The sequence below is a fragment of the uncultured Parabacteroides sp. genome (assembly GCF_902493135.1).
In the GTDB taxonomy this organism is placed as follows: domain Bacteria; phylum Bacteroidota; class Bacteroidia; order Bacteroidales; family Tannerellaceae; genus Parabacteroides.
In genome coordinates, this window is sequence record NZ_CABUOD010000039.1 from 1 (window position 1) to 22,348 (window position 22,348).

The 22,348-nt window shown below is 41.5% G+C and carries 20 protein-coding genes and 1 pseudogene; 10 read left to right on the top strand and 11 right to left on the bottom strand.

Annotated features, from left to right (window positions below; translation table 11 throughout):
* From RDN79_RS15075 to RDN79_RS15095, 5 genes are all read right to left on the bottom strand, one after another.
* A partial coding sequence (locus RDN79_RS15075; RefSeq protein ID WP_298550300.1) for a restriction endonuclease subunit S occupies positions 1 to 509 on the bottom strand: 509 nt, incomplete at its 3' end.
* 13 nt (positions 510 to 522) lie between these two features.
* Complete coding sequence (locus tag RDN79_RS15080) at positions 523 to 1,524, bottom strand: virulence RhuM family protein (RefSeq protein ID WP_298550298.1); 1,002 nt, start codon at positions 1,522 to 1,524, stop codon at positions 523 to 525.
* Positions 1,517 to 3,184 carry a class I SAM-dependent DNA methyltransferase gene (locus RDN79_RS15085; protein ID WP_195380718.1) on the bottom strand — a complete coding sequence of 556 codons (1,668 nt, stop codon included), beginning with the start codon at positions 3,182 to 3,184 and terminating at the stop codon, positions 1,517 to 1,519. Before RDN79_RS15085 ends, RDN79_RS15080 begins: the two co-directional genes overlap by 8 nt.
* Before the next feature lie 2 nt (positions 3,185 to 3,186).
* Positions 3,187 to 6,351 carry a type I restriction endonuclease gene (locus tag RDN79_RS15090; protein ID WP_308573258.1) on the bottom strand — a complete coding sequence of 1,055 codons (3,165 nt, stop codon included), beginning with the start codon at positions 6,349 to 6,351 and terminating at the stop codon, positions 3,187 to 3,189.
* A 6-nt stretch (positions 6,352 to 6,357) separates the two neighbouring features.
* Positions 6,358 to 6,561: a helix-turn-helix domain-containing protein gene (locus RDN79_RS15095; protein WP_005859081.1), complete on the bottom strand. Its 204-nt coding sequence runs from the start codon at positions 6,559 to 6,561 to the stop codon at positions 6,358 to 6,360.
* Between the two features lie 90 nt (positions 6,562 to 6,651).
* On the opposite strand from RDN79_RS15095, the gene RDN79_RS15100 reads away from it, so the two are divergent.
* The 3 genes from RDN79_RS15100 to RDN79_RS15110 are packed head-to-tail and all read left to right on the top strand — an operon-like array spanning position 6,652 to position 9,425.
* Positions 6,652 to 7,470 (top strand): nucleotidyltransferase domain-containing protein, encoded by an 819-nt coding sequence (locus tag RDN79_RS15100; protein ID WP_298550287.1) that lies wholly within the window; start codon positions 6,652 to 6,654, stop codon positions 7,468 to 7,470.
* 32 nt (positions 7,471 to 7,502) lie between these two features.
* On the top strand, positions 7,503 to 8,795 hold the full coding sequence (locus tag RDN79_RS15105) for a nucleotidyltransferase (RefSeq protein WP_032595617.1): 1,293 nt from the start codon (positions 7,503 to 7,505) through the stop codon (positions 8,793 to 8,795).
* Positions 8,796 to 8,804: 9 nt separating this feature from the next.
* Entirely contained in the window at positions 8,805 to 9,425 is a 621-nt protein-coding gene (locus RDN79_RS15110) for an SLATT domain-containing protein (protein ID WP_121736962.1), read from the top strand.
* 154 nt (positions 9,426 to 9,579) lie between these two features.
* On the opposite strand, the gene RDN79_RS15115 is transcribed toward RDN79_RS15110, so the two are convergent.
* From RDN79_RS15115 to RDN79_RS15130, 4 genes are all read right to left on the bottom strand, one after another.
* A complete protein-coding gene (locus RDN79_RS15115) occupies positions 9,580 to 9,864 on the bottom strand; it encodes a hypothetical protein (RefSeq protein ID WP_121736961.1) in 285 nt (94 codons plus the stop codon).
* Between the two features lie 76 nt (positions 9,865 to 9,940).
* On the bottom strand, positions 9,941 to 10,891 hold the full coding sequence (locus RDN79_RS15120; protein ID WP_176469695.1) for a HipA domain-containing protein: 951 nt from the start codon (positions 10,889 to 10,891) through the stop codon (positions 9,941 to 9,943).
* Positions 10,884 to 11,222: a HipA N-terminal domain-containing protein gene (locus RDN79_RS15125; RefSeq protein WP_032595614.1), complete on the bottom strand. Its 339-nt coding sequence runs from the start codon at positions 11,220 to 11,222 to the stop codon at positions 10,884 to 10,886. Before RDN79_RS15125 ends, RDN79_RS15120 begins: the two co-directional genes overlap by 8 nt.
* Entirely contained in the window at positions 11,219 to 11,425 is a 207-nt protein-coding gene (locus tag RDN79_RS15130) for a helix-turn-helix transcriptional regulator (RefSeq protein ID WP_025073813.1), read from the bottom strand. Before RDN79_RS15130 ends, RDN79_RS15125 begins: the two co-directional genes overlap by 4 nt.
* A 789-nt stretch (positions 11,426 to 12,214) precedes the next feature.
* Between RDN79_RS15130 and RDN79_RS15135 the strand changes: the two genes are divergently transcribed.
* Entirely contained in the window at positions 12,215 to 12,400 is a 186-nt protein-coding gene (locus RDN79_RS15135; RefSeq protein WP_298550273.1) for a hypothetical protein, read from the top strand.
* A 233-nt stretch (positions 12,401 to 12,633) separates the two neighbouring features.
* Positions 12,634 to 14,304 carry a putative transporter gene (locus RDN79_RS15140; protein WP_298550271.1) on the top strand — a complete coding sequence of 557 codons (1,671 nt, stop codon included), beginning with the start codon at positions 12,634 to 12,636 and terminating at the stop codon, positions 14,302 to 14,304.
* On the opposite strand, the gene RDN79_RS15145 is transcribed toward RDN79_RS15140, so the two are convergent.
* Positions 14,305 to 15,489, bottom strand: a complete 1,185-nt coding sequence (locus RDN79_RS15145) for a class I SAM-dependent methyltransferase (protein ID WP_298550269.1) — start codon at positions 15,487 to 15,489, stop codon at positions 14,305 to 14,307.
* 125 nt (positions 15,490 to 15,614) lie between these two features.
* A complete protein-coding gene (locus tag RDN79_RS15150) occupies positions 15,615 to 17,768 on the bottom strand; it encodes a hypothetical protein (RefSeq protein ID WP_298550267.1) in 2,154 nt (717 codons plus the stop codon).
* Between the two features lie 189 nt (positions 17,769 to 17,957).
* Here RDN79_RS15150 and RDN79_RS15155 point away from each other — a divergent pair, with 189 nt between their 5' ends.
* From RDN79_RS15155 to RDN79_RS15175, 5 genes and pseudogenes are all read left to right on the top strand, one after another.
* A complete protein-coding gene (locus tag RDN79_RS15155; RefSeq protein ID WP_298550265.1) occupies positions 17,958 to 19,352 on the top strand; it encodes an Mfa1 family fimbria major subunit in 1,395 nt (464 codons plus the stop codon).
* A 36-nt stretch (positions 19,353 to 19,388) separates the two neighbouring features.
* Positions 19,389 to 20,291 (top strand): FimB/Mfa2 family fimbrial subunit, encoded by a 903-nt coding sequence (locus RDN79_RS15160; protein ID WP_298550263.1) that lies wholly within the window; start codon positions 19,389 to 19,391, stop codon positions 20,289 to 20,291.
* 311 nt (positions 20,292 to 20,602) lie between these two features.
* A complete protein-coding gene (locus RDN79_RS15165; RefSeq protein WP_298550262.1) occupies positions 20,603 to 21,445 on the top strand; it encodes an AraC family transcriptional regulator in 843 nt (280 codons plus the stop codon).
* 188 nt (positions 21,446 to 21,633) lie between these two features.
* Positions 21,634 to 21,738: pseudogene (locus RDN79_RS15170) on the top strand (SDR family oxidoreductase); the annotation flags it as partial.
* Between the two features lie 8 nt (positions 21,739 to 21,746).
* Complete coding sequence (locus tag RDN79_RS15175) at positions 21,747 to 22,313, top strand: DapH/DapD/GlmU-related protein (protein WP_298550260.1); 567 nt, start codon at positions 21,747 to 21,749, stop codon at positions 22,311 to 22,313.
* The last annotated feature ends 35 nt before the right edge of the window (positions 22,314 to 22,348 follow it).

The following is a 22,348-nucleotide window of genomic DNA, read 5'->3' on the forward strand; positions in this document are numbered from 1 at the left end:
TGACGAGCTTCTACCACTTCTGATGAATGGTCAGGTGTCGGTAAATTCTGATTTATCGCTCGATTAAGTTCAATTTTACGGTCAATATTGGATAATACTAATGCAATCCGTTTTTGGCAAACAACTTCTTTGTGAAATGGAACAACCAAAGAATGAACTACTTTTCTATCAAGAGAGGGAACTACACTACTTCCTTTTACGAACATTTCATCCAAATGAAGATTCTTAAGGAAGTAGTACAGATATTGGGGATTATTCCCTTTAAAATCTTTTACAAACAAGGCTGTATTATGCGCCCAAGTGGGTTGTTCATAATAATGAACCTTTCCTACACTGCCGCTCCGTCCTACTGTAATGCATGGATGATTACCGCGTATTTCGTTATGATAACCTATTATACCATTCGATCCTGCTACAAGCACATTTCCCGCTTTCTGTTGGGAAGATGGTAAATCATATCCCCTTTGCAACTCAAGTATTTCTCCCAGTTTATATCTTTTCAATTCCATTACTCCAATCCTATTACTTATCCAACATTCCTTTAATCTGTTTATCAAAATCAGAATCAATACGTTGGGTTCTATTAAAAATGTCGTATTCGCTTTCAGCCTTTGCCTTGGCTTGTGCCGCAGAAATGCGTCCTTTGTCCGGTAATATCTGATATTTGCGGAAGGTCAAGAACTCGTTGACGCTGGCTGCAAACTGCTCCATATTGAACGTATTTTCTCGCTCTATGAGGTCTTCAATATAATCGAAATATCCCGTAACGGCACGCTCTAACCTACGAATTTCATTTTCCTGCAAATAGTTCTTAGCTATTGAGACATCCGATTTCAAGATACGACCATCAGGTGCATTTTTCCATGTGGTCAGCCCCATGTGGTCTTTTGTATGGTCAGCCTTAGTGTAGATAATTTCTGCAGCTGTCTGCCCTGTAATGGCATAATGAAAACGGTTCTGTATCATGGCATAGAAATCGTGTGTTGTAGTCGAGTTCTTGTCATAGTCGATACTACACTCTGCATATATGTCGGTAATCTGCTGCCAGATACGCCGTTCACTGGCACGGATAGAGCGTACCCTTTCAAGCAATTCTCGGAAATAGTCTTTCCCGAATCCTGCCGTTCCCTGTTTTAAGCGTTCATCGTCAAGTACAAAGCCCTTCTTGATATACTCGTTGAGAATCTTGGTCGCCCACTGGCGAAACTTGGTAGCTTTGGGTGAAGAAACACGATAGCCAACTGCGATAATCATATCAAGATTATAGAAATCTACCAACTCTTCAACCTCACCTCGTATGCCTCGATTTACGACAGTTGCAATTTTTGCAACTGTCGTGTCTTGCCGTAGTTCTTCATCCTTGAAGATATTAGCTATATGTCGGCTGATACCCGATTTGTCAATACCAAAAAGCTCTGCCATAGCCTTTTGCGTGCACCAAATGGTCTCGTCTTTTATTACCACCTGCACCTTACCCTCTTTATCGGGAAGGCTGTATAGCAAAAACTGGATTTCATTACTCATTGTTGCCTACATTTGCGTTGAACTGCAAAGCATCCAACTGTTTCATTATTTCCTCTTCCAAACGATGGCTCTCTGCAAATTGCTCGAAAAGGATTTGCTTGTAGTCCGCCATTCGGGAATTAAACTCTTCTTCCGTTATATCTACATAATCAATCTTGATGTCGAAATATTGCCCGGCAGAGAGAGAATATCCCTTTTCCTTTATTTCATCGTAAGTAACAGCTACAGAGAAATTTTCTACAGCTTCTTTGTTGCGGAACGTATTGACTATTAAGTCTATCTCCTTATCACGTAAACGTCGTTTCTGGTTATTGCCTTCTTTATATTCTTCACCTAATTTGCTTGCATCAATCAAAATTACTTTATCTGCTGTTGCCGACTTATCAAAGAATATAACGGAAACATTTGTTCCTGTAGTGGCAAACACATTGCTTGGCATAGATACACAGCCATAAACCCAATGTTCATCTACCACACGTTGTAAGATTTTCTTTTCAACACCACTTTTGGCTGTAATAAATCCTGTAGGAATGACTATTGCACCTTTCCCTGTTGTCTTTAGCGAATTTAAGACGTGCTGGATGAAACAGGTGTAAATCGCCATTTTAGGTTTCATCGGATCTACTTTTTTAACCGCATTCGGAACTCCTGCCCAAAAACGAATCGTATCAGCAGCCAATGTATCACGATACTCAGGAAAATCAAGTTTAAATGGAGGATTTGAAACGATAAAATCAAATTTCTTTAATGCGCCATTTGATTCAGTGTGCGATGGTTCTGTCAATGTATTGCCCTGTACAACATTTGGCAGAGAAGCAGACAAACTATTTAAAATAAGGTTCAGACGCAACATTTCGCTCGACTTCTCTGATATATCCTGACTGAAAATCGAGCATCTATCCTCTCCTATCTGATGAGCAAGAGCCATGAGCAATGTACCTGTTCCAGCCGATGGGTCGTAACAAGTCACACCTCGTAAATCCGCATTGTCCCCTACCAATAATCTCGCCATAACTTGTGCTATGGCACGTGGTGTATAATATTCGGCATATTTGCCACCTCCGGCATTATTAAATCCTTTCAGCAAATGCTCGAATATTCTTGAAAAGAAGTCATACTTCTCGATAAATACGTGTTCGAAATTGAATGAGGCGACATTGCGCATCAGCGATTTTGCAAATTCATCACGCTTTTGTGTATCAGTTACAAATGTTGTTATGGCACTAAAGATATTTACCTTACTTTTCCCGGAAGTTGTTACAGAAAAAGTATCGGCATTGATATTGGCTATATCTATTAATATAGCATCCAACAATGTAGAGAAATCTCCCTTCCCTGTGGAATTATATAGATGTGACAACGTATGTTCCGGTTTAAGTCTCGGCACAGAAGCTGGCAAATAACTGAAAAGGTCTTCTACCTCATCATCCGTAAATGTATCATATTCGGCATCCCACTTTTCTGCTTTGCTTAGCCGTTCACCGTACATTTTATCTCGTTTAGCTTCATAGCCGAACTTATCATTAAAGAACTTGTACAGAAACATTTCCGTGACGATTTTATACTCGCTTCCTGTTCCTGCCAAGCCAAACGCTCCAGTTGTACTTTTCAAAGAATCAATCAGGGCTATCGTTGATTCTGTTATATTTATATCGCTCATAATCAATATGCAAAATTACGTTGTTGGAAATATTCTGTTGTGATAAGATTGTTGATATATTTACGGTCTGTCAAATTTGCCTTAATTCCAAGGTCTATTAATTTACGACCAATAATAGCCAATACATCACGCTTAAAGGCATCTTCATTATCCAAAACATTGATATTCAAGAATAACATATTGTCTATTTGAGACTTCATCTGTGACAGATTCTCGGCTATTTCATATTCGTGTGCAGATATAATAGGCTGTTCACGTTTTTGATTTTCCTCCTCAATCCGCTTGTGAATACGAACAAAACGCTCATCACCCTTATATTTTTTCTTCAAGATATTATTCCGTCTGTTTATTTCCCGAATCTTTTTCATTACATTATCCATGTAATCAATGCTGTCTTTTGCATCTTGAGTGTTTTGCGGAACAAAACCTTTTTTACGGAAATATGCCCGGAACTCATCTGCAAGGATTACATATTTTTCTTCATTCCTATCAAAATTGGCTTCAAATTCGGCTTGTACCTTTTCGCAACGCTCACGAATGTCATTGACAACAATTCTTAGTTCTTCAGACATTCCCTTTTTGAACTCAAACTCCAATTCTGACAGAGCCACATTGATTATTCCGGAAACATCTGCCTTATGCTCTGTACTTTCAAACAGATTCATCCTCTCAATACGATGTGTAACCTCTGTAATCAAAGTAGGGATGCCACCAAAAGCCAAAGACTCTATTTTTTCTTTCAATTCATCATCGCCAAAAGCTCTGACTTGATTCAGAATAGCTTTGGCATCATTCAATACCGACCGTAATTCATAGAGTCTATCTTTATCCTCTATTTCATCAATTTCCTGTCTGAACTCTTCCGGATTATCGCAAGTGAAATTAAAGAGAACACTCTTGATTCCTTTCATTTTCGCTATTATCTCTTCCTTATCTTCGATAACAGCATTGCCAACAGGCTCATCCTGTTTGGTCTCCTTAATATCAGCTGTACGGTTTAATTCTCTCAGGTAGCGGTCATTTGTCGAATCAAAATTTTCTTTTATATCTACAAAATCAACTACATAGCCATATTTAAAATCTTTATACGGACGATTTACACGAGTCAGTGCCTGTAACAAATCATGACCGTCAAGACTACGTCCCAAATATAGTTTTTTCAATCTGGGAGCATCAAATCCAGTAAGCAACATTTGATTGACAATCAGTACATCTACAGTCTGCTGCTTCTTATATTCTTCAATGTATGCTTTTCGTTCTAATTTGTCTCCCTCATCATGCAATATCAGAGAGGCACGCAATGGTTTGGCATGACCATACGAAACCATTGGCTCTGCCACCATTCCCAACTGCTCTTCCCATTTATCTTCAATCTGCTGTGCGAATCTGAAACGCTGCTGCCATAAACGGAACATTTCACGAGCCTGTGGATTGGTTTTGCACACAATCATTGCACCGATGGAATCATCTGCTTGTTCTTTTCTGAATCTGCGCAAATCAGAAATAATATAATCAAGCAAAGCGTTCAGATAACTTTCATGCTCAATTATTTTATTCTTGTCTATATCGCTTTTCTTGACTTCTACGTTTCCTGCCAATTTATCAAGAATACTCTCAATACGCTCTTTATATATGGTTTCTATCGGTTCACGCATCAGTTTTAACGTGTAACCATCCGCTATCGATTTGTCATAATAGTAGGTATCAATATAATCGCCGAAAACACGCCAAGATTCTTTTTCTTCCCTCAACAAAGGAGTTCCTGTCAATGCAATTTTTACAGCATCCTTATCCGCTTCTAAAAGATTAGCGAGAAAACTACCCTGTGGGCTATATCCTCTATGCGCTTCATCTATAAAAAATACACGCTGGAGATTAGTGTTATAGCCAGACTCTATCTGTATTTTAGTGGAGTCTTCCTTAAATTTCTGTATGTTTACAACCATTATTTCCGCTTTACCTTCACTGTTCACTACAGGGGTGGTATCACGGATGTCTTTCATTAAATCATCTCTGCTATTAACTGTCCTTACAACCAAACCACGTGCAACAAACTCATCGCTCGCTTGCTCCATCAGCGCAATACGATCTACTATAAAATAGAATTTAACAGCTGTCTCACGTTTTGCATAATAATCGGTCAGACTACGAACTGAATAATACGCCAATGCCGTCTTGCCACTGCCTTGCGTATGCCAAATTATTCCACTCTTGACACCTTTAGATAGTTTCTTGCGAATAGCCAATGAAGCGAACAATTGCTGATAGCGCATCACATGTTTTTCGAGAGTTGTGATTTTACTGCCATCTTCCAACTCTACAGTTCGGTTGACATACGCAAAGCCATATCTTAACAGAAACAAGAACCTCTCCCGGCAAAGCATTGATGTCAAGACACGATTCGTAGGAGTATCTACCTTTTTATTTGTTTCATAATCTGGCAGGTTTTTAATAACTACACAGTTCCTATGTTTGAGAACCTGTTTTTCTGTATCTTCCGTCAACGCTATATATTGATATTTCGACACGAAAGTAGCATCAGCCTCTCTAAACACATTAAAGAAAGCTTTTTCTTTTGATGCACAGCAATAAAACGCCCCTTGGATCGGAACCCTGTTTTCATTATCGTATTCCTGATTATTGGAAAAAATCATCAACTGGGTAAGATTGATAAAGCGACGAAAACTTTTATTCCGCATCCGCTTATTAATTCTATCCCGCTCTGCTAAGATTCCATCGTGATTATTAGGCTTCTTGACTTCGATAAAAGCTAAAGGCAAGCCGTTTATAAAACACGTAATATCTGGACGGAAGCTATCACCGGATTCAACATTTTCGCATGTAAACTCTGTCGTAACGTGCCATTCATTATTGTTCGCATCAGCGAAATCTATCAACTTCACGCCACTATTGGAGGAAAGCATAGTATAGAATTCCTTGCCCAAATCATCGTTATTCAAGATTCCGATAATTTTATCCAGCAACTGGCTGCATTCCAAGTCAGTCAAAGCAGGATTCAGACGTTTTACTGAGCGGATAAAAATATCCGTTAAAATATTCGTCTGGGGATTGTACGATGTTATATCATCCAAATATGTATAACCGAGCTTGCAAAGATGCAATGCAGCCGGGACTTGTACTCTTGTATTCTCCGTAAAGTTTTTCATTGCATTTTACCTTTCCTCTTTATCTGTTATCAAATCCTTTAAATCCACCTGTAAAATCTCAGCAATCCGCTGAAGTGTTTCCAAATTCGGCTGAATTCTATTGCACGCATAAGCATTGACCATGCTAAAACTTTTATCAAGTTGCTTGGCTAACCATGTCTGGGAGATGCCTTTATCCGACAAAACAGTCTTTATTTTATTTAGCTTCATTGTTTAATGCGATTTTATAGCGCAAATATAGCGAATTATATTCGATAAACAGGGATTATTTTGTACTTTTGTCCTTCAAATAAAATCAATATGGATACAGTTAGAAAAAGAGGCGAAATAATTAGCATTGAACAGCGTTCGTTGGTATCTCAGAGATATAGACGCATAACAAGAGCGGTTAATTCAGAATTTTGGGGTAGCACTAGCGAAACTGCTCATAGTTTATATGTTGGCTCTTATGGAAGAGGTACTGCTATTGACACAAGTGACATTGATATACTTGTCGAATTACCAAGAGAGGAATATAATAAATATGATGCACTAAGGGGAAATGGTCAGTCCAGATTACTGCAAGCATTGAAGAATGCAATTTTACAAACCTATCCAAGGAGTGATATTCATGGAGATGGGCAAGTCGTAGTAATCAATTTTACTGACGGTATGAAATTCGAGGTACTACCAGCTTTTTGTCAATTAGATTGGCTGGGTAATTGGAATGGGACATACGACTATCCTGATTCAAATATGGGTGGCAACTGGTTAACAACAGATCCAAAAATTGAACAGCAAGCAATGAAGGAAAGAAATGTAGCAAGCAATGGTTTGTTATTCGACACATGTAAACATATACGAGAAATTCGTGACAACTACTTCAGCAGTTACCATCTTCCTGGCATTGTGATTGACAGTTTTGTTTACCATCATATTGCTGATTGGCACTGGCTAAGAGAAGGAGAACAAAGCTCCAATCAGCCAAGAGGAACTTACGAAAAAAGGCTTTATGATTCATGCCCTGTTTGGAGCTTTAATCTGACAGCTCCAGGAAGCAACATGCCAGTAGATACATATAAATGCATTGATGTATTAATCAAAGTTTTAAAATACATGTCAGAAGATAATGTCATTTAGAAAATATTAACAAAGCATTTAAAGCCTATAATATGACGAAGACCGAAGCGTTCGATAAATTTCTCAATAATATCAAAGTTGACAATCCAGATATTTTCTGCGGTCGCTACAAAGAAATAACCAAGAAATTGAACAAAACATTTAGAGACACGGACTCTGAAACTGCCAACTGTCTTCAGGTTGGTTCATATGGACGATATACCGGAATTAAAGGTATTTCCGACCTTGATATGTTGTATATTATGCCTAAATCAACATGGGATACATACAAAGATACTCCCAGTGAACTACTACGCAAGACAAGAGACGCTTTGCTAGATAGATATCCTCAAACTACAATCAAAGTAGATCGGCTGGTTGTGGATGTATTCTTCGGTAATTTCACGTTCGAGGTACAACCTGTTTATGAAGAAAGAGATGGGGAAGAAATTAACTATAAATATCCCGACACTAAGACATGCACATACAAAATTACGAAACCTCGACAAGAACAAAATGAGATGATTAACTTTAAGCAGAATCATGGAGAAGCGCATCGGCATCTCTGTAAAATGCTTAGAGCATGGAAGAACAATGTTGGTGTAGGTATGGGTGGATTGCTAATAGATACGCTAACACATCGTTTTTTGTCTAATCATTCTGAATATGACAACGCTAACAAATCTCAATATGGAGAGATGTGTAGGGATTTTTTTGAGTATCTAAAGGATGAGCCTAAGCATACCCATTATCAAGCATTAGGAAGCGATCAAGATGTGAAGGTAAAACACCCATTTAGATCCAAAGCTAAAATTGCATATAAAAAAGCCAATGAAGCTATTAAAGAGAATGACGAATCTAAACGTCATGATATATGGCGTGAAATTTTTGGACGTCAATTTCCTAAATCAGTATCAAGTGTAGTTGAAAATAAAATGTTTTCTTCTGATAATCCCTCTGATCATGAAGAGTTCATTGAAGATAAATACCCTATAGATGTTAAATACGATTTGAAACTTGATTGTATCATTATGCGCGATGGATTTAGGGAACACCTTCTGAGTGAACTATTATTAAAAGGCCAACGAATTTCTAGAGTCCGAAGCTTAGATTTCACTATCAAGACCGATGCTCCGTTACCATATGAAGTAAAATGGAAAGCTAGGAATGTAGGAACAGAAGCCATAAAAAGAAACTGCCTAAGAGGAGAAATAATAGACTCAAATAGGAAAAATAATGTGCGACATGAGAGTGCAGATTTCTTTGGTCCACACTATATGGAAGCGTATATAATAAAAAATGGTATTGTCGTTGCCCGAGATAGAATTGAAGTACCAATACAATAATACATACGTATGAACAGTGAGTTACTCATAAAAATTGCCCAAAAGGGTTATAATGTTGCCTATGGTGCCAATATAAATTTTGCCACTTACGATATCGTCAAGAAAATACCAGGATACGTTAGTTTTTTATCAATCATTGTAGGTATTCTGGGATTGGTCTACCCTCCCTTTGCTGAAAAATATGTATCGGTATTCATACTGATTCTTGGTATTGCAAGTGTCTATATCGAACGCTTTACTCCTAATATTGATAGTTATAGCAATAGAGGCATTGCCAATACTGATCAACTCAACAAGTTGAAAAACCTCTATTTTGAAGTAAAAAGAATGTCTGATAGTGCGGACTTTTCCACAATAGAAACTCGTTATACAGCGATAGAGGATGAATTTAATGCTAGTTCACAACCAGACCAAATTGTGTTCGCCAATTGGCTCGCACATTATAAGATGTTTTGCGAAAAGGATATGAGCTGGATGGACGAGCAACTACATTTCCATTGGTGGAAAGACAAAATACCAATGACCGCACATATAGTGATATATATATTGTTGCTGTCAATATTTGTGTATTACTGTGTAAAAATTCCAGTATTAAACGAATTCTTCTGCAAAATCTTTTATCTACAATAAAAATGGCTACATTACAGCTGTTCAGCAATCGGTAGCTAATAAGAATATCTTCAAATGAAACCATACAAAAATCTTGTGCCAAATGATTGAAGTGTTAATATATCACCGTAAAAATAGATGGCTGAACTGTGCAATAATACATAGATTCTGTTATCTATTTTTTGTACTCCATTGATTCCCTAATAATCTGTAGAGTTTCTTTTTTGTACTCCTTACGGTCATATTCCATACCTCTGCACATCCAACAACTACACGGTGTCCCGGTAGTCTTGTAAACTTGTGCACATTTCTCTTTGGCCAACTCAAACCAATGAGGATGTTCATAATGACTTCCATCCTCACGGATGATACAATGCCCGTAAGCAGCATAAAGAATCATGCGAGCCTTAAATATACGTGCCATTTGTTGGCGTCTCCAAAATTTGTTTCTTTTGTCCATCGTCTCTTTCTATTAAAGTTAGGATGAACAATGATGTTACTTTTGAAAGACCTAATGTATCCATAATATTGTATATTTATCGTTTTGTAGCATTTGTGTAAAGCCTCGCTATTCGCCCTCTCAACAATTCGCTATACTTTTCTTTCAAATCAGCATTTAGGAAAGAGTTTTGAATAACAGTCTCGAACTTGGGCAATAGTTTGATATACTTGTTTATCAGTCGTTCTACAATCACATTCTCTATACCCAAAGTAGCTGCCGATTTGATAAAATCCTCTCTTTGAAGCTTTTTCTTACGCCCGTTCAAGGTCAATGCCAGTTCTTCATCATCCTTTGGATTGATGATAGCCGCATTTAGCAAATCGTAAGCAGGGGTTAAACGTATCTTATCCGCAGTCTCATACAATGAAAAGTTTTTCAAGTGCATATCGTTATTTCCTGTCAGCCAAGAAAAAAGCACCAACTCTAAAAAATTGGTAACATCCATTTTAGGCATAGACGAATATTTCAAAACCGCCTTCCCGATACGCTCATAACTGCTCTTGTATTTATGCTCCGTTTGCCTTTCCGTCAATTGGCACATATCTTCCATCGCAATCTTCCCTCCGGCAGGAGTCCTGTCAATCCGACGAGTAAGATAGCATAGAGTATCATCTGCCATCCGCATCAGCGTGTGAGGAACGACCTCGATACGTGCCACCTCTGCAAGGTGCATGGTTAAATCCTCGACCTCCGGCATCATTTCATATTGCGAGGCCTGAGGTTTACAGATATAACCACCCCAAAGCCCGACAATGGTCAATCGTTTGCTGCCCTCATGCTCATTCAAATGCAAGGATAGCTTCGGCTGAACGCCAGTCAAGGAAGTTTGGTCTTGAATAATCTGCAAAGCAAGCTGGTCTAATTGCTCCGTCGTATAATCAAGAACAGGCAATGTTGTTGTTCCGAAGAACTTCTTTATGCAAGCCGTGTGCATATCCTTTTCTCCCTTTAGTAGCGGACGATAACAATACAGACAATTACACATGGTTCACCTCCTTTTCTTCCATTGGAATAATGCTTACTGCTCCGATACAATCCTTACAGCATGTCAGCAACAACGACATCCGGTCAAGAATACTGATGTCTGTATTCCGCAATGCAACATCCAGCAGCCATCCTTCAGGTATCAAACCGTCGAAGAACGGAAACAGCACAGAACTTGTATATGTTTCTTCCTGTAAAGGCAATGTCAGACTGACAGCCTTTGCCGTTTCCGAAGAGAGATATTCCGGCAAATAACGGAACTCATATCCTGCATCGTTTTCAGTCAGAATCCCCGCCAATTGGTCTTTGTAAAATATATGAGCTTGCCTCATTGATTATCAGTTTTAGAAGTTGCAACCATTTCATAATTGAAGAAGTCAAGAAGCTGATTCACCTTATCAAGACGCAGCGTTTCCTTTCCCTGTTCGAGGTCTCGCACAAAGCGCAATCCTACCCCCGACTTCAACGAAAGTTCTTCTTGCGTCAGGTTATACTGCTTTCGCAACATCTTGACCGTAGTAGAGAGATTATTCATAAGCATCCTACTTTATACCTTTTCGGGTACAAAGTTAATATAAATATCTCACATTATACCACAAAGGGTATAATTTATTTTATTATCAGCATTATTATATCAGATAAGGTATAATATAGTAAGATTCAAAACCACAAATTAAAGTACACAAGCACTGCTCTACACTTTTTCAAGCGAATAATCCAGTTTCGCTACACTTTTTCCAACGAATCAAATATTTCATTGCACTGGACTAATAAAAATTCCACTGCAAACCACAGAAATTCCAAGAAAACCACTACCTTTGTATTCAGCAAGCGTTCTGTAACATCCATGCGGAAATATCCTATCATTCAACATGTTGAATCTGATAGCCAACATTCCACAAAATGGCTAAAAGAAGGCGGTACAACACGTATATGCAAAGCGGTGAAATACAACGATTTGCATTTGTCCCCACATTCTGTGTACTTGTAAAAACAGAGGTTGTACCGATTAAAATGAATGGTCACTGATAATTAGTGATGTAAATATGCTGCGTCGAGAGGAAAAAGATTTAGATTTATGGACATATACTTACTTGATGAAGAAAGATTTTAGCGGTTATAAAAGTGTCGTAACCACATTTGTCAGATTTAAACCGTAAAAAGTAGGGGGTTATTGTATAATATTGTTTTGTTAACAATAAAGCACATTCTTTGCAAATAGCTGTAAATTCAAGTTCTTCATAGGGGATAAAGGGCTTTTCGCCATGAAGTGCGCGGTTTTTTACCACGAAGACGGTCGCCATCACCGTGAACTGCCGGGACCATGTACCACGAAGACGGTCGTCATGGCAACGAAGACGGTCATCGCCACGATGAAGACGGTCGTCATGCCGGTAAAAAGGCAAATTTCTTTTGGGATATTCAGGCCTGCGGTAAGATTCGTTTGCTACAGACAACTCTCCGGGAGTTTAGTTTTTCCACAATGTCAGGATTTTCTGCTTTTCGGTAACAAAGGAACTTTGTTTTTCGACTTCCTGCCGTACTTGTTTTACAGGCTGATTATTAATTCCAATCTGAAGAAGGAAAACGTCAAACATGGATCGTCCGGAATTACATCTCAAATAGAAAAACGTCCTAATAAGGGTTATTGTATTTTAGCACGGCCTTCCTGTGGAACGTGTAAAATGAATGACGAATCGAATTATTGTCCTATCTTTGTGCCGTCAATAAACAGGGATACTTATGAATTGGTTACAAGAGGCTTTTTTAGAGCCTACGATGGTTCAGGCAGTTATCATTATCTCGCTGGTCTCAGCACTCGGACTGTATTTGGGACGGATCAAGATATTCGGTATATCACTGGGTATCACATTCGTATTCTTTGCCGGCATCTTAGCGGGGCATTTAGGAATCGTCGTAAATAAGGATATGCTTTATTTTGCGCAAAGTTTCGGCCTGATCCTTTTCGTCTATGCACTGGGGTTGCAGGTAGGTCCCGGTTTTTTCTCTTCGTTGAAGAAGGGAGGCGTAGAAATGAATATGATGGGGATGGGCGTTATCCTGCTCGGACTGATAATGACGGTCGGACTGCACTGGACAACAGGAGTTTCCCTTTCCAATATGGTCGGTTTGCTTTGCGGGGCCGTCACCAACACGCCAGCTTTGGGAGCTGCCCAACAGGCCCTATTGCAAATAGACCCGGCCAATACCAAAGGGGTGACGGACATGGCTTTGGCGTGCGCTGTCGCTTATCCGCTCGGTGTGGTGGGCGTGATCTTAGCGATTATTGTCCTAAGGGCCTTGTTTGCCGACAAGAAACAGGCGGACCGGAATGAACAACGCGACACGACCACCTACGTCGCCGAATTCCACGTCAGTAATCCGGGTATTTATGAGAAGAGTATCAAGGACGTAATGAAGCTGACGGAAAAACATTTCGTCATTTCACGCGTGTGGAGGAACGGAAAGGTGAGTATCCCGACTTCGGATACCTTGCTGCACGAGCATGACCATCTTTTGATTATCTCCGTCAAATCGGATGTCGAAAATATCAAAGTCCTCTTCGGCGAACAGGAGAATGTAGACTGGAACAAGGAGGATATCGATTGGAACGCCATCGACAGCCAATTGATTTCGCGCCGCATCGCGGTGACCCGCAACCGGGTGAACGGTGTGAAACTGGGTTCCCTCCGCCTCCGCAATCTCTACGGCATCAATATCACACGCGTGAACCGTGCCGGCATAGATCTGCTGGCCTCTCCCGACCTGCGCCTGCAAATCGGCGACCGGCTGACAATCGTGGGAGAAGCGAATGCGGTGAACACGGTCGGAAAGATTTTAGGAGACGAGATCAAACGGCTCAATAACCCGAACCTCCTGGCAGTCTTTATCGGTATCTCGCTGGGGATGCTGTTGGGGGCATTGCCGGTCACGCTACCAGGGATGAGTACGCCGGTCAAGTTGGGGATCGCCGGAGGGCCGATCATCGTCGGAATCCTGATGGGCGCATTCGGCCCGCGTTTCCACCTGACAACCTACACGACGATGAGCGCCAACCTGATGCTCCGCCAATTGGGAATTATCATTTACTTAGCAGGATTGGGAATCGATTCGGGGGCGCATTTCTTCGAGACGGTTTTCCGTGCCGAGGGATTGCTCTGGATCGGGCTTGGATTCCTGCTAACGATCGTACCGGTGCTAATCGTCGGTTTCACGGCTTCGCGATTCTTCAAGCTCGACTATGCACACAATGTGGGGATGCTTTGCGGGAGCATGGCAAACCCGATGGCTTTGAACTATGCCAACACGACTGTCGAAGGTGACGAGCCTTCCGTTTCATACGCCACCGTCTATCCTCTTTCGATGTTTATCCGCGTGATTTCGGCACAGTTGGTGCTGATGCTGTTCACCTGATCAGGCTTTGGAGCATCTGACCAGTACCTTTTCGCTATCTGCCAAGGTGGTTGCAAAGAGGTAGACGGAGCCACCGTCGGCAATCTTCGTCCGCTTGCGCAGTTCTTCGACGGAGAGAGGGAAATTGCGTACGGTCATATTCGCTTGAGGGATTGTTTTTGAAAGTCCCTTACAGAGTTTTCCTGTAAAAGGCAATACTTCGTCTACCCGGAACCTGCGGCCTGGAAAATCGGAGACGAATCGATCCGATGTATATAAATGGCTGCTCGCCTGCAGCTTCTCGACTCCCGTCCGGAGGGCTATCTGCTTGAATGCGCCGGCTTTTAGAACCGAAGCATTCGGTTCATATAAATAAGCGCCGACCTGACCGGCCGGAACCAATACAGTGTTGCGTTCCTCTTCCAATGTAAAAAAGAAAGATTGCATTCCGTCCGGTCCGAAATTGATGCACCGGATCGACGGTTCCGCGCCATGTGCCCCGCGCTCCATCACGAAAAGCAGTTCTTTGCATTCGTTCCTGACGGAAAGGACATGTACGGATGTCGTCTCCGGCAACAGGTCCAAAGTCATTTGTATATCCGCCATCGGCGAGAGTTTTGCGATGACGCGCGGAGAGCGTTTCAGGAGTTCCGGCAGGAGTCCGGGCAAATCCGGTTCGCAATCCTGCAAGGCAAAAACCCGCTTGTTTGATTCTCCTCGGCGAGCCGGGTCGATATAGAAGGCATCAACCTCTGGAAGGGTATCGACTGATTGGGCGGCATCGGCATTCACGACCGTTATGTTGTTGGCTTCCAAGATAGAAAAATTGTGTTTTGATGCTTCACAATAAACCGGAAAACGTTCTATGTAAGTCAAATGTTTCGCCTTGCGGGAAAGGAAATAGCTATCGATTCCCAGACCTCCCGTCAAGTCGCAGATTGTCCAGCTTTCACCGATCAGTTCCTGCTTATAGGCAGCCGTCTGTTCGGAAGAACATTGTTCCGCCGCAATTTTAGCCGGAAAAACCAACTGTCCGTTCTTATACCATGATGGCAATTTCTCCCGGATCTGCCTCCGGGCGGCGATCTGATCGACCAAAAAAGGGATATCCATTCCGGGATACTTGGCGGCGGAAAGCAGCAGGCGGGCCAGATCGTCGGCGGCATGTTCCTTAATAAACTGTATCTCTGAGGTTGTTAAAAGCATATAGACGACAACTATAAGATTAAAAGACCATACGAATAAGAATATGATGATTTAAAGATACCATTTACTTTCCAATTAGCAAATCTTTCGGCAAAGTAAACAGACGGTAGCAGGGCGCTTTTCCACTATTCTCCGTATAACACAGTATTGGTAATCCATGCAAAAACATTGGCTATCAGCTTGGAAGCATCATTATTAATTATTCCCGAAGTATTGTTTATCCGATTATTATTTGTACTTTCGATATTTGATGAAGTGCTACCCAAATCTAAATCTCCTATATAGACGATCCGCCTCGAATAGTCTACTCCCAACACGATGCCGCCAGCCTTTCCGATGAGGATCGGCGTGATTCCTTTTGCCGACTCTGTGTTCAAAAGTATTTCACCGTGATAGGCATCGTAGTTTCGGAATGAGAAATCCGATGCAATCGGAGTGTACGTACCGGTTGTAAAAGGGCCTGTGGCAGTGAAATAGTTATTGTCCGCACTTGAAGGGGCTAAGGAAAACTCTTTATTATTGGTGACCAGATACTGTATATTGCTACTTCCGCCTAATAATTCATTTACCAGATATTTGCTTACATCCGCCGCATCATAGGAAGCGATCAGGACACGATTTTTCCTTGCTTTTAACCAATTATGCACCTTCAACGCGTCTTCATTACCAAACGAGCCATTAGACATATAATGAACATAGATGACATCAAATGCTGCAAAAAGAGCGTCTGTCAATTTATTGTTGTTCACATTCGTCCGCATCAGATTATAACCAGCGCATTCGACGGTCCCGTCCGGTCCAAAATTATCCGGATTGTCCAAAATCCCTCTCAAACCGTCTGAACGACTTTCCGGATTGACAGAAGCGATGATGTTTGAACCCAGATTGCCCAAGCCGGCATTAAACGTAAGAAGATTGATCACTCGGTAAGCCGCTACGTCATACTTTTGCTTTATGACGATTGCAACTTTCCACCGGTTGGCGGTAATGACAAAGTTCTGGATACGGCCGTCATGGCCCGACGGATTATTTTGCAGCGCCTTGATGATCAGTTGACTGCCATCCGGGTTCTTCTCCACGGTAAAATAGTCATTCGCCAATGACTGGCTTTCGGGGCCTGACGGCATGCCGTCTGTATCCGCCCACTGCAATGTGTAGTCGGGCAGGTCGGTGGACACATTGATTGTGCTTTTGGAACCGGCTTTGTTCTTCAGCATGATTTCGCGGGTGGAAACACCGAAATGATGTTCGCCGTCAAAAGACATATCGATCGTGTTGTCATCCCATTGCTGCACTTCCGCCACGATATGGGCGGACCGGTTGTTCGCCGCATCGTCCGGGTTATCCCAGCCGGGTGCGGAAATTTTCTTTACATTAAATATATATTTATGGTTGCGCAAGATTTGCCCGAAAGAATTTGTCAGGTTATCAGGATCAAAATCCATGCGGTAATAACTCATCTTGGCACTTCCGCCATAGTAACCGCCAACAACGATGCAGGTCGCACCGCTTATCCGGTCGCTCTCGGCCGGCGAATTTGCCTCAGGCAAATAAAGCCGTGCGGAAAATTCATTCGAATCTTCCTCTGCCACAGGATACATCGGACTGTTTACATTTGTCGCACTTCCGCCGGGAACACTTGGCATCGTTACTTTCATGTTGCCTGCTTCATCGGGAATGACTTGCAGGGAATGATTGGCACGATAGGCTTTTACTCCCGCCAGTTTGAAATTTGCGACTTCGGTGGCCACGACATCCACACGGGCGATGGAACGCAACATCTTTATTCCGGCAATTTCCTGCTTTCCGGCAACCGGTAGTCCGGATGGGAACTCATATTCACCGTACATCGGGAAATTGGAGACCAAATTATCAAACTCAAGGTTCACCTTCTTTTTCACAGCCTCCTTGCTATCGCCCGGCGATGGCTCATTTGAAACGACGGCTTCGTTGGCATTTGCCAGAATGAGCAATTCGACAGGCGAGCGAGTCGATTCCAGAAGGGCTGCGAATGTAGTTTGAGACGTGTTGCTGCTAATGGATATGCCGGGTACCCGATACCGATATTTCCGGTCTTCGAATACCAATACCTGTATTTCACTGATCAAGGATTCATGGGCGGGTTGGCCGATCGCAGCTTTCGTCCCGGAATAAAGGGCAGAAGAGGGAACGGTTATGACTAATCTCATTGTTACGCCATTTCCGGCCGGTATTTCTGTTTCGTCGTTGCAAGACAGGAGTAAGAGGGAAACTATCAAGATGGATATGAACTGTCTCATGATGTATTTTTCAGATAAAACATGAATCGTCTTACATTTGTTTCATGAATGCGAACGAACTGTTTTTTAATAGATTCCCTTTTTCAAAAAAATATAACTATTTGATCCGGAAAGTTGTTATGTAGGACAACCCTGTCAAATCAGACGAAATAAAAAATCAATATAAATATTCACTTAAAAAATAAACGTATGAAAACAAGCAATTTGTGTATAACACTATTTACGGCATTAGCTGTCACGGCATGCAGTAAAGATAACGAACTTTCGAAAGGATCTGCCGATGACCCGAATGCTGGTGCGCCGGATGCCTATGCCTCTATCGCTATCACGATTCCCCACACGACTATGACGAAGGCCGCTTCGAGCCGTGCCGTAGATCCGGGAACTTCGGATGAAAACAAGGTCAAGACCTTGCATGTTTTTATTTATGATGCCGATTCCCCAAATACTCCGACAGTTGCCGAATTTACAGTAGACGACGGCTCTCTTGCCCCAAAATCTTCCGGCAGCTCCACATGGGTGACAAACAAACCCATCAAAACCAAGAAAGCCGATAAATATATTTTTGCCGCCGTGAACTTAAACACGGATATGGCAAACTATATCACAGCAAACGGATTTGGGGCATTCAGCTATCATGAATTTGCCCAGGAAATCTCGCAACTGGCAGACCAAACAGATGGCTTCGTCATGTTCAACGCGAATTACCCGGAAAATACACCCGCCGCAAACTTGTACGACAATGAGAGTCTTGCGCAGGCAAACCACATGTCCATTCCCGTTTCCCGCGTCGTGGCAAAAGCAGCGGTATTCAGAGCGAATGATTTCAAAGTCAACGGGGGAGGCAATATGGAAGATATAAAATTCGGTTGGAGAAATCTGAATAAAAAGTTCTATTTCATACAGGATGAAAGGGATGAGTTTATCAAAGACTATAACTGGTCAAGTTTTTCCGCATCGGATTTCAACAGGGGAGCGGATGCCATAAATACTTATAATTCGACCGATGTCCCGGTCTCTTTTTCTTATGCGCCGGAAAACTCATTCCAATACGGCTTAGGCCAATCAGAAGTAGACGGAGCCACCTTTATCAGCGTCAGCGGGGTGTTTACACCTGATAAAGTGATATCGACTTCTAATTCGTCTCCTTCAGGGTCAGGAGACTTTACAATCATCGATAATCCTAATAACCCCGACAAAACGTTCTATGTAGTCAGAACGGCCGACGGCATCGCTAACTATTTCGTAAACGGTACCATAGCGCAACAATATGCTGATCTTTGTATAAAAGGTACCCCCGGAATGCCTTCCTATAGCGACGGGACGTATATTTTGGATAAAAACACGTTTACAAACGGAATCTGCTACTTCCATATTTTCGTCAATGCCAATGCCGCCTCTCCGCAAGCTCCTTATAATGTCTATCGGAATCAGTATTTCAAGGTAAACATCCATAGCATTCAGGCTCCGGGTAATCCTTCAGACAATTTCGATACGGGAGAGGCGATCAAACCTGATACATGGATAAGTACAGACATAGAAATAAATCCGTGGGAGGTCTATGAAGAAGATTATGATCTGTAGTTTGCCATCTATAAATGCTTGAAATTCTCCTGTAAAATGAAAACCTGCCTAAAATGGATAATATTAATCGCGTGGCCGTTCATAACGACGAATTGTATAAAAGAAGGTTTACCCGAATGCACCCCGGATGATACAGGCATTGTCCTTAAATTCCGGTATTCAACCGGTACGGATACAAAAAGTAACGGAAACGGAATCGATCGGTTGTCTGTATTCATTTTTGATGATACAGGTCTCTTTATTTCACAAGTAAACGACTCCCTGATATGGATCGATGATAATTACGAATTGGAGCTTCCTTATAAACAAGGGAGTTACCAATTTGTGACATGGGCAGGTTATGACGAGACGACATACGGGACAACAACATGCATACCGGGCAAAACACAGATGGAAGATTTTTTCTTATTCTTGAAACGTGATACGGATCACCGAATTACCAATCAACCCAAGTTGCTCTATCATGGGATGCACAAGACGCTCACATTAGATGAACACAAAAAAACGATTGCCTGGATAAACCTAAAACAGATAACCAACCATATCCGTGTCATTGTCTACCATTTGGATAAGTCCGGATCCCATAACGTCCATATTGAAGATAACAACGGTAAATACGGATACTCGTCTTTGTTTGCCGATGACGACCGGATTACTTATACGCCTGTTTATGTGAAACAGGCAAAGGAGAACGATACGTTAACCGCCGACTTCAATGTAATGAAACTTGATAAAAACCGGATGCCGCGCCTCCTGATCCTGGATGAGGCAAATACAGTCCGTTACAATGGGAATCTTATCGGAGAACTGCTTGGAAAGAATCCCGAAATCGATTTAGAGAATGAACATGACTTTACGATTGAAATATCATTCGATGGTTATACTCCGATCAACATAAAAATTAACGGGTGGGAAATAAAAGAGAGCGACGAGATGTAATTATCCCTGTTCTCTGCGGAAGGACAGGGTACTGAGCCCAAATGCCTAACCACATATAAACCAGTATTTTGTTTTCCAATATTTCAAATAGGTAACGAAACAGTAACGATTTTTGCAGGGCTGTTTGTCTCCCTGTCTCACAGATTCAAAGATACAACACATTTTTGCATTACGCAAATGTCTGAATATAAATGTTTCAGCTTATCCGATACAAACAAAAAAATGAGGCGAGGTATTTAACTTTTGAGCCATACAACAAAATGATTTCTTTTGAAAAGAGTTACCTTTGCAAAAGAAATCATAATAAAGAAATGACAGACAGAATTAATACCCTACGTTATGCGGACATCTTTTTTGCGATGTATTTTGACGGAGGAATGAGCTGCACGCACCGAAATCATTCACACGTGTTAGTCTATATTTATTCCGGTGAAATGGTAATTGAAGAAAAAGGTAAAAATACCAAACTGCATAGAGGCGATTGTGCCTTTATTCGCAAGGATTTTAGCGTCCGCATGACAAAGCAAGCGTGGAATGGAGAGCAGTTCAAGGCTATTTTTCTAATGTTTACACCGAAGTTCTTACGTAACTTCTACAACAAGTTAGAGACAAATTCAATCCCCAAGGATGCCAAAAGGGAGAAAGTAAGCCTCTATAAGTTGCCGTCTAACCGTCCCGATATTACAAGCCTGTTCGAATCAATGACACCTTATTTCGATTCGGATATCCAGCCTACAGAAGAGTTATTGCACCTGAAAATGGTCGAGGGAATGTATGTGCTACTCAATACGAACAAGAATCTGTACGCATCGGTTTTCGATTTTACCGACCCATGGAAAATTGATATTCTGAATTTCTTGGAAAATAATTATATGAATGATATATCAATGGAAGAAATAGCCAATTATACGGGACGCAGCCTTTCCACATTCAAACGGGATTTCAAAAAATGCAGTCCTCTTTCCCCACGTGAATGGCTAATATGTCGTCGCCTCGAAGCCGCCCACGAATTAATACAAAAAGGCGAACGCAAGGTGTCAGAGATTTGCTTTGAGGTCGGTTTCAAGAATCTCTCGCACTTTTCGAAGATTTATAAAGAAAAATACGGTATTCCTCCTACAAGGAATCTGCAACATGAAATGAGTCTCGCATAGATTGCGGGACTTTTTTATTCATGGACTTCCCAACAAAGCACTTTGAACCACGCAACAAAGCCATAATGCCATAGACCTCTTACCTTTGCATCAGAAAACAATTAGAACTTATAACAAATAAAATTAGATAATTATGGCAGAGATTACCGATGACGAGTTCGACCGCACAGTGGCTGCAGACCTGAAGCAAGCCAGAAGAAAGCACCGATGCCGTGTTGTGGTTGTGCAGTCCGCAAGCAACTTATATGAACGGGCATGGTTTAATTGCAGATGGAGGTATCACTATTAAATAAAGAACAACATGAAAGATATTTTTGAAAAAGATTTGTCAGGCGAAATGGTTTCGCCCAACGAACCGGGTTACGAGGCGTTGATTGCCGACATCTTCGCTACCATCAAGACTGCGACAGAGATGAATACGGGTTATCGCACTACCAAAGAAGTCCACGACTATATGGAACGGATTCTTGGCAAACCACTTGAAGAGAGTACAACGGTACTACCGCCACTTTATATTGATTATGGCAAGCCGATTACTATAGGAAAGGGGTGTTTCATTCAGCAGTGCTGCACTTTTTTCGGTCGTGGCGATATTACAATCGGCAACGATGTATTCATCGGTCCGAAAGTCAATCTGATAACAATCAACCATGACCCGAATCCGGAAAACCGCAGTGCAACCTATGGTCGTCCGATAGTCATAGAAAATAAGGCATGGATTGGTATCAACTCAACAATTCTGCCGGGAGTACATATCGGTTATGGTGCGATTGTCGGAGCAGGTAGTGTTGTAACCAAAGATGTGCCGCCTATGACGGTTGTAGCAGGTAATCCGGCTCGGTTTATTAAGGAAATTGAAGTCAAATAAATTAAAAGACAACAGTTGAAATTACAAGAACGGAG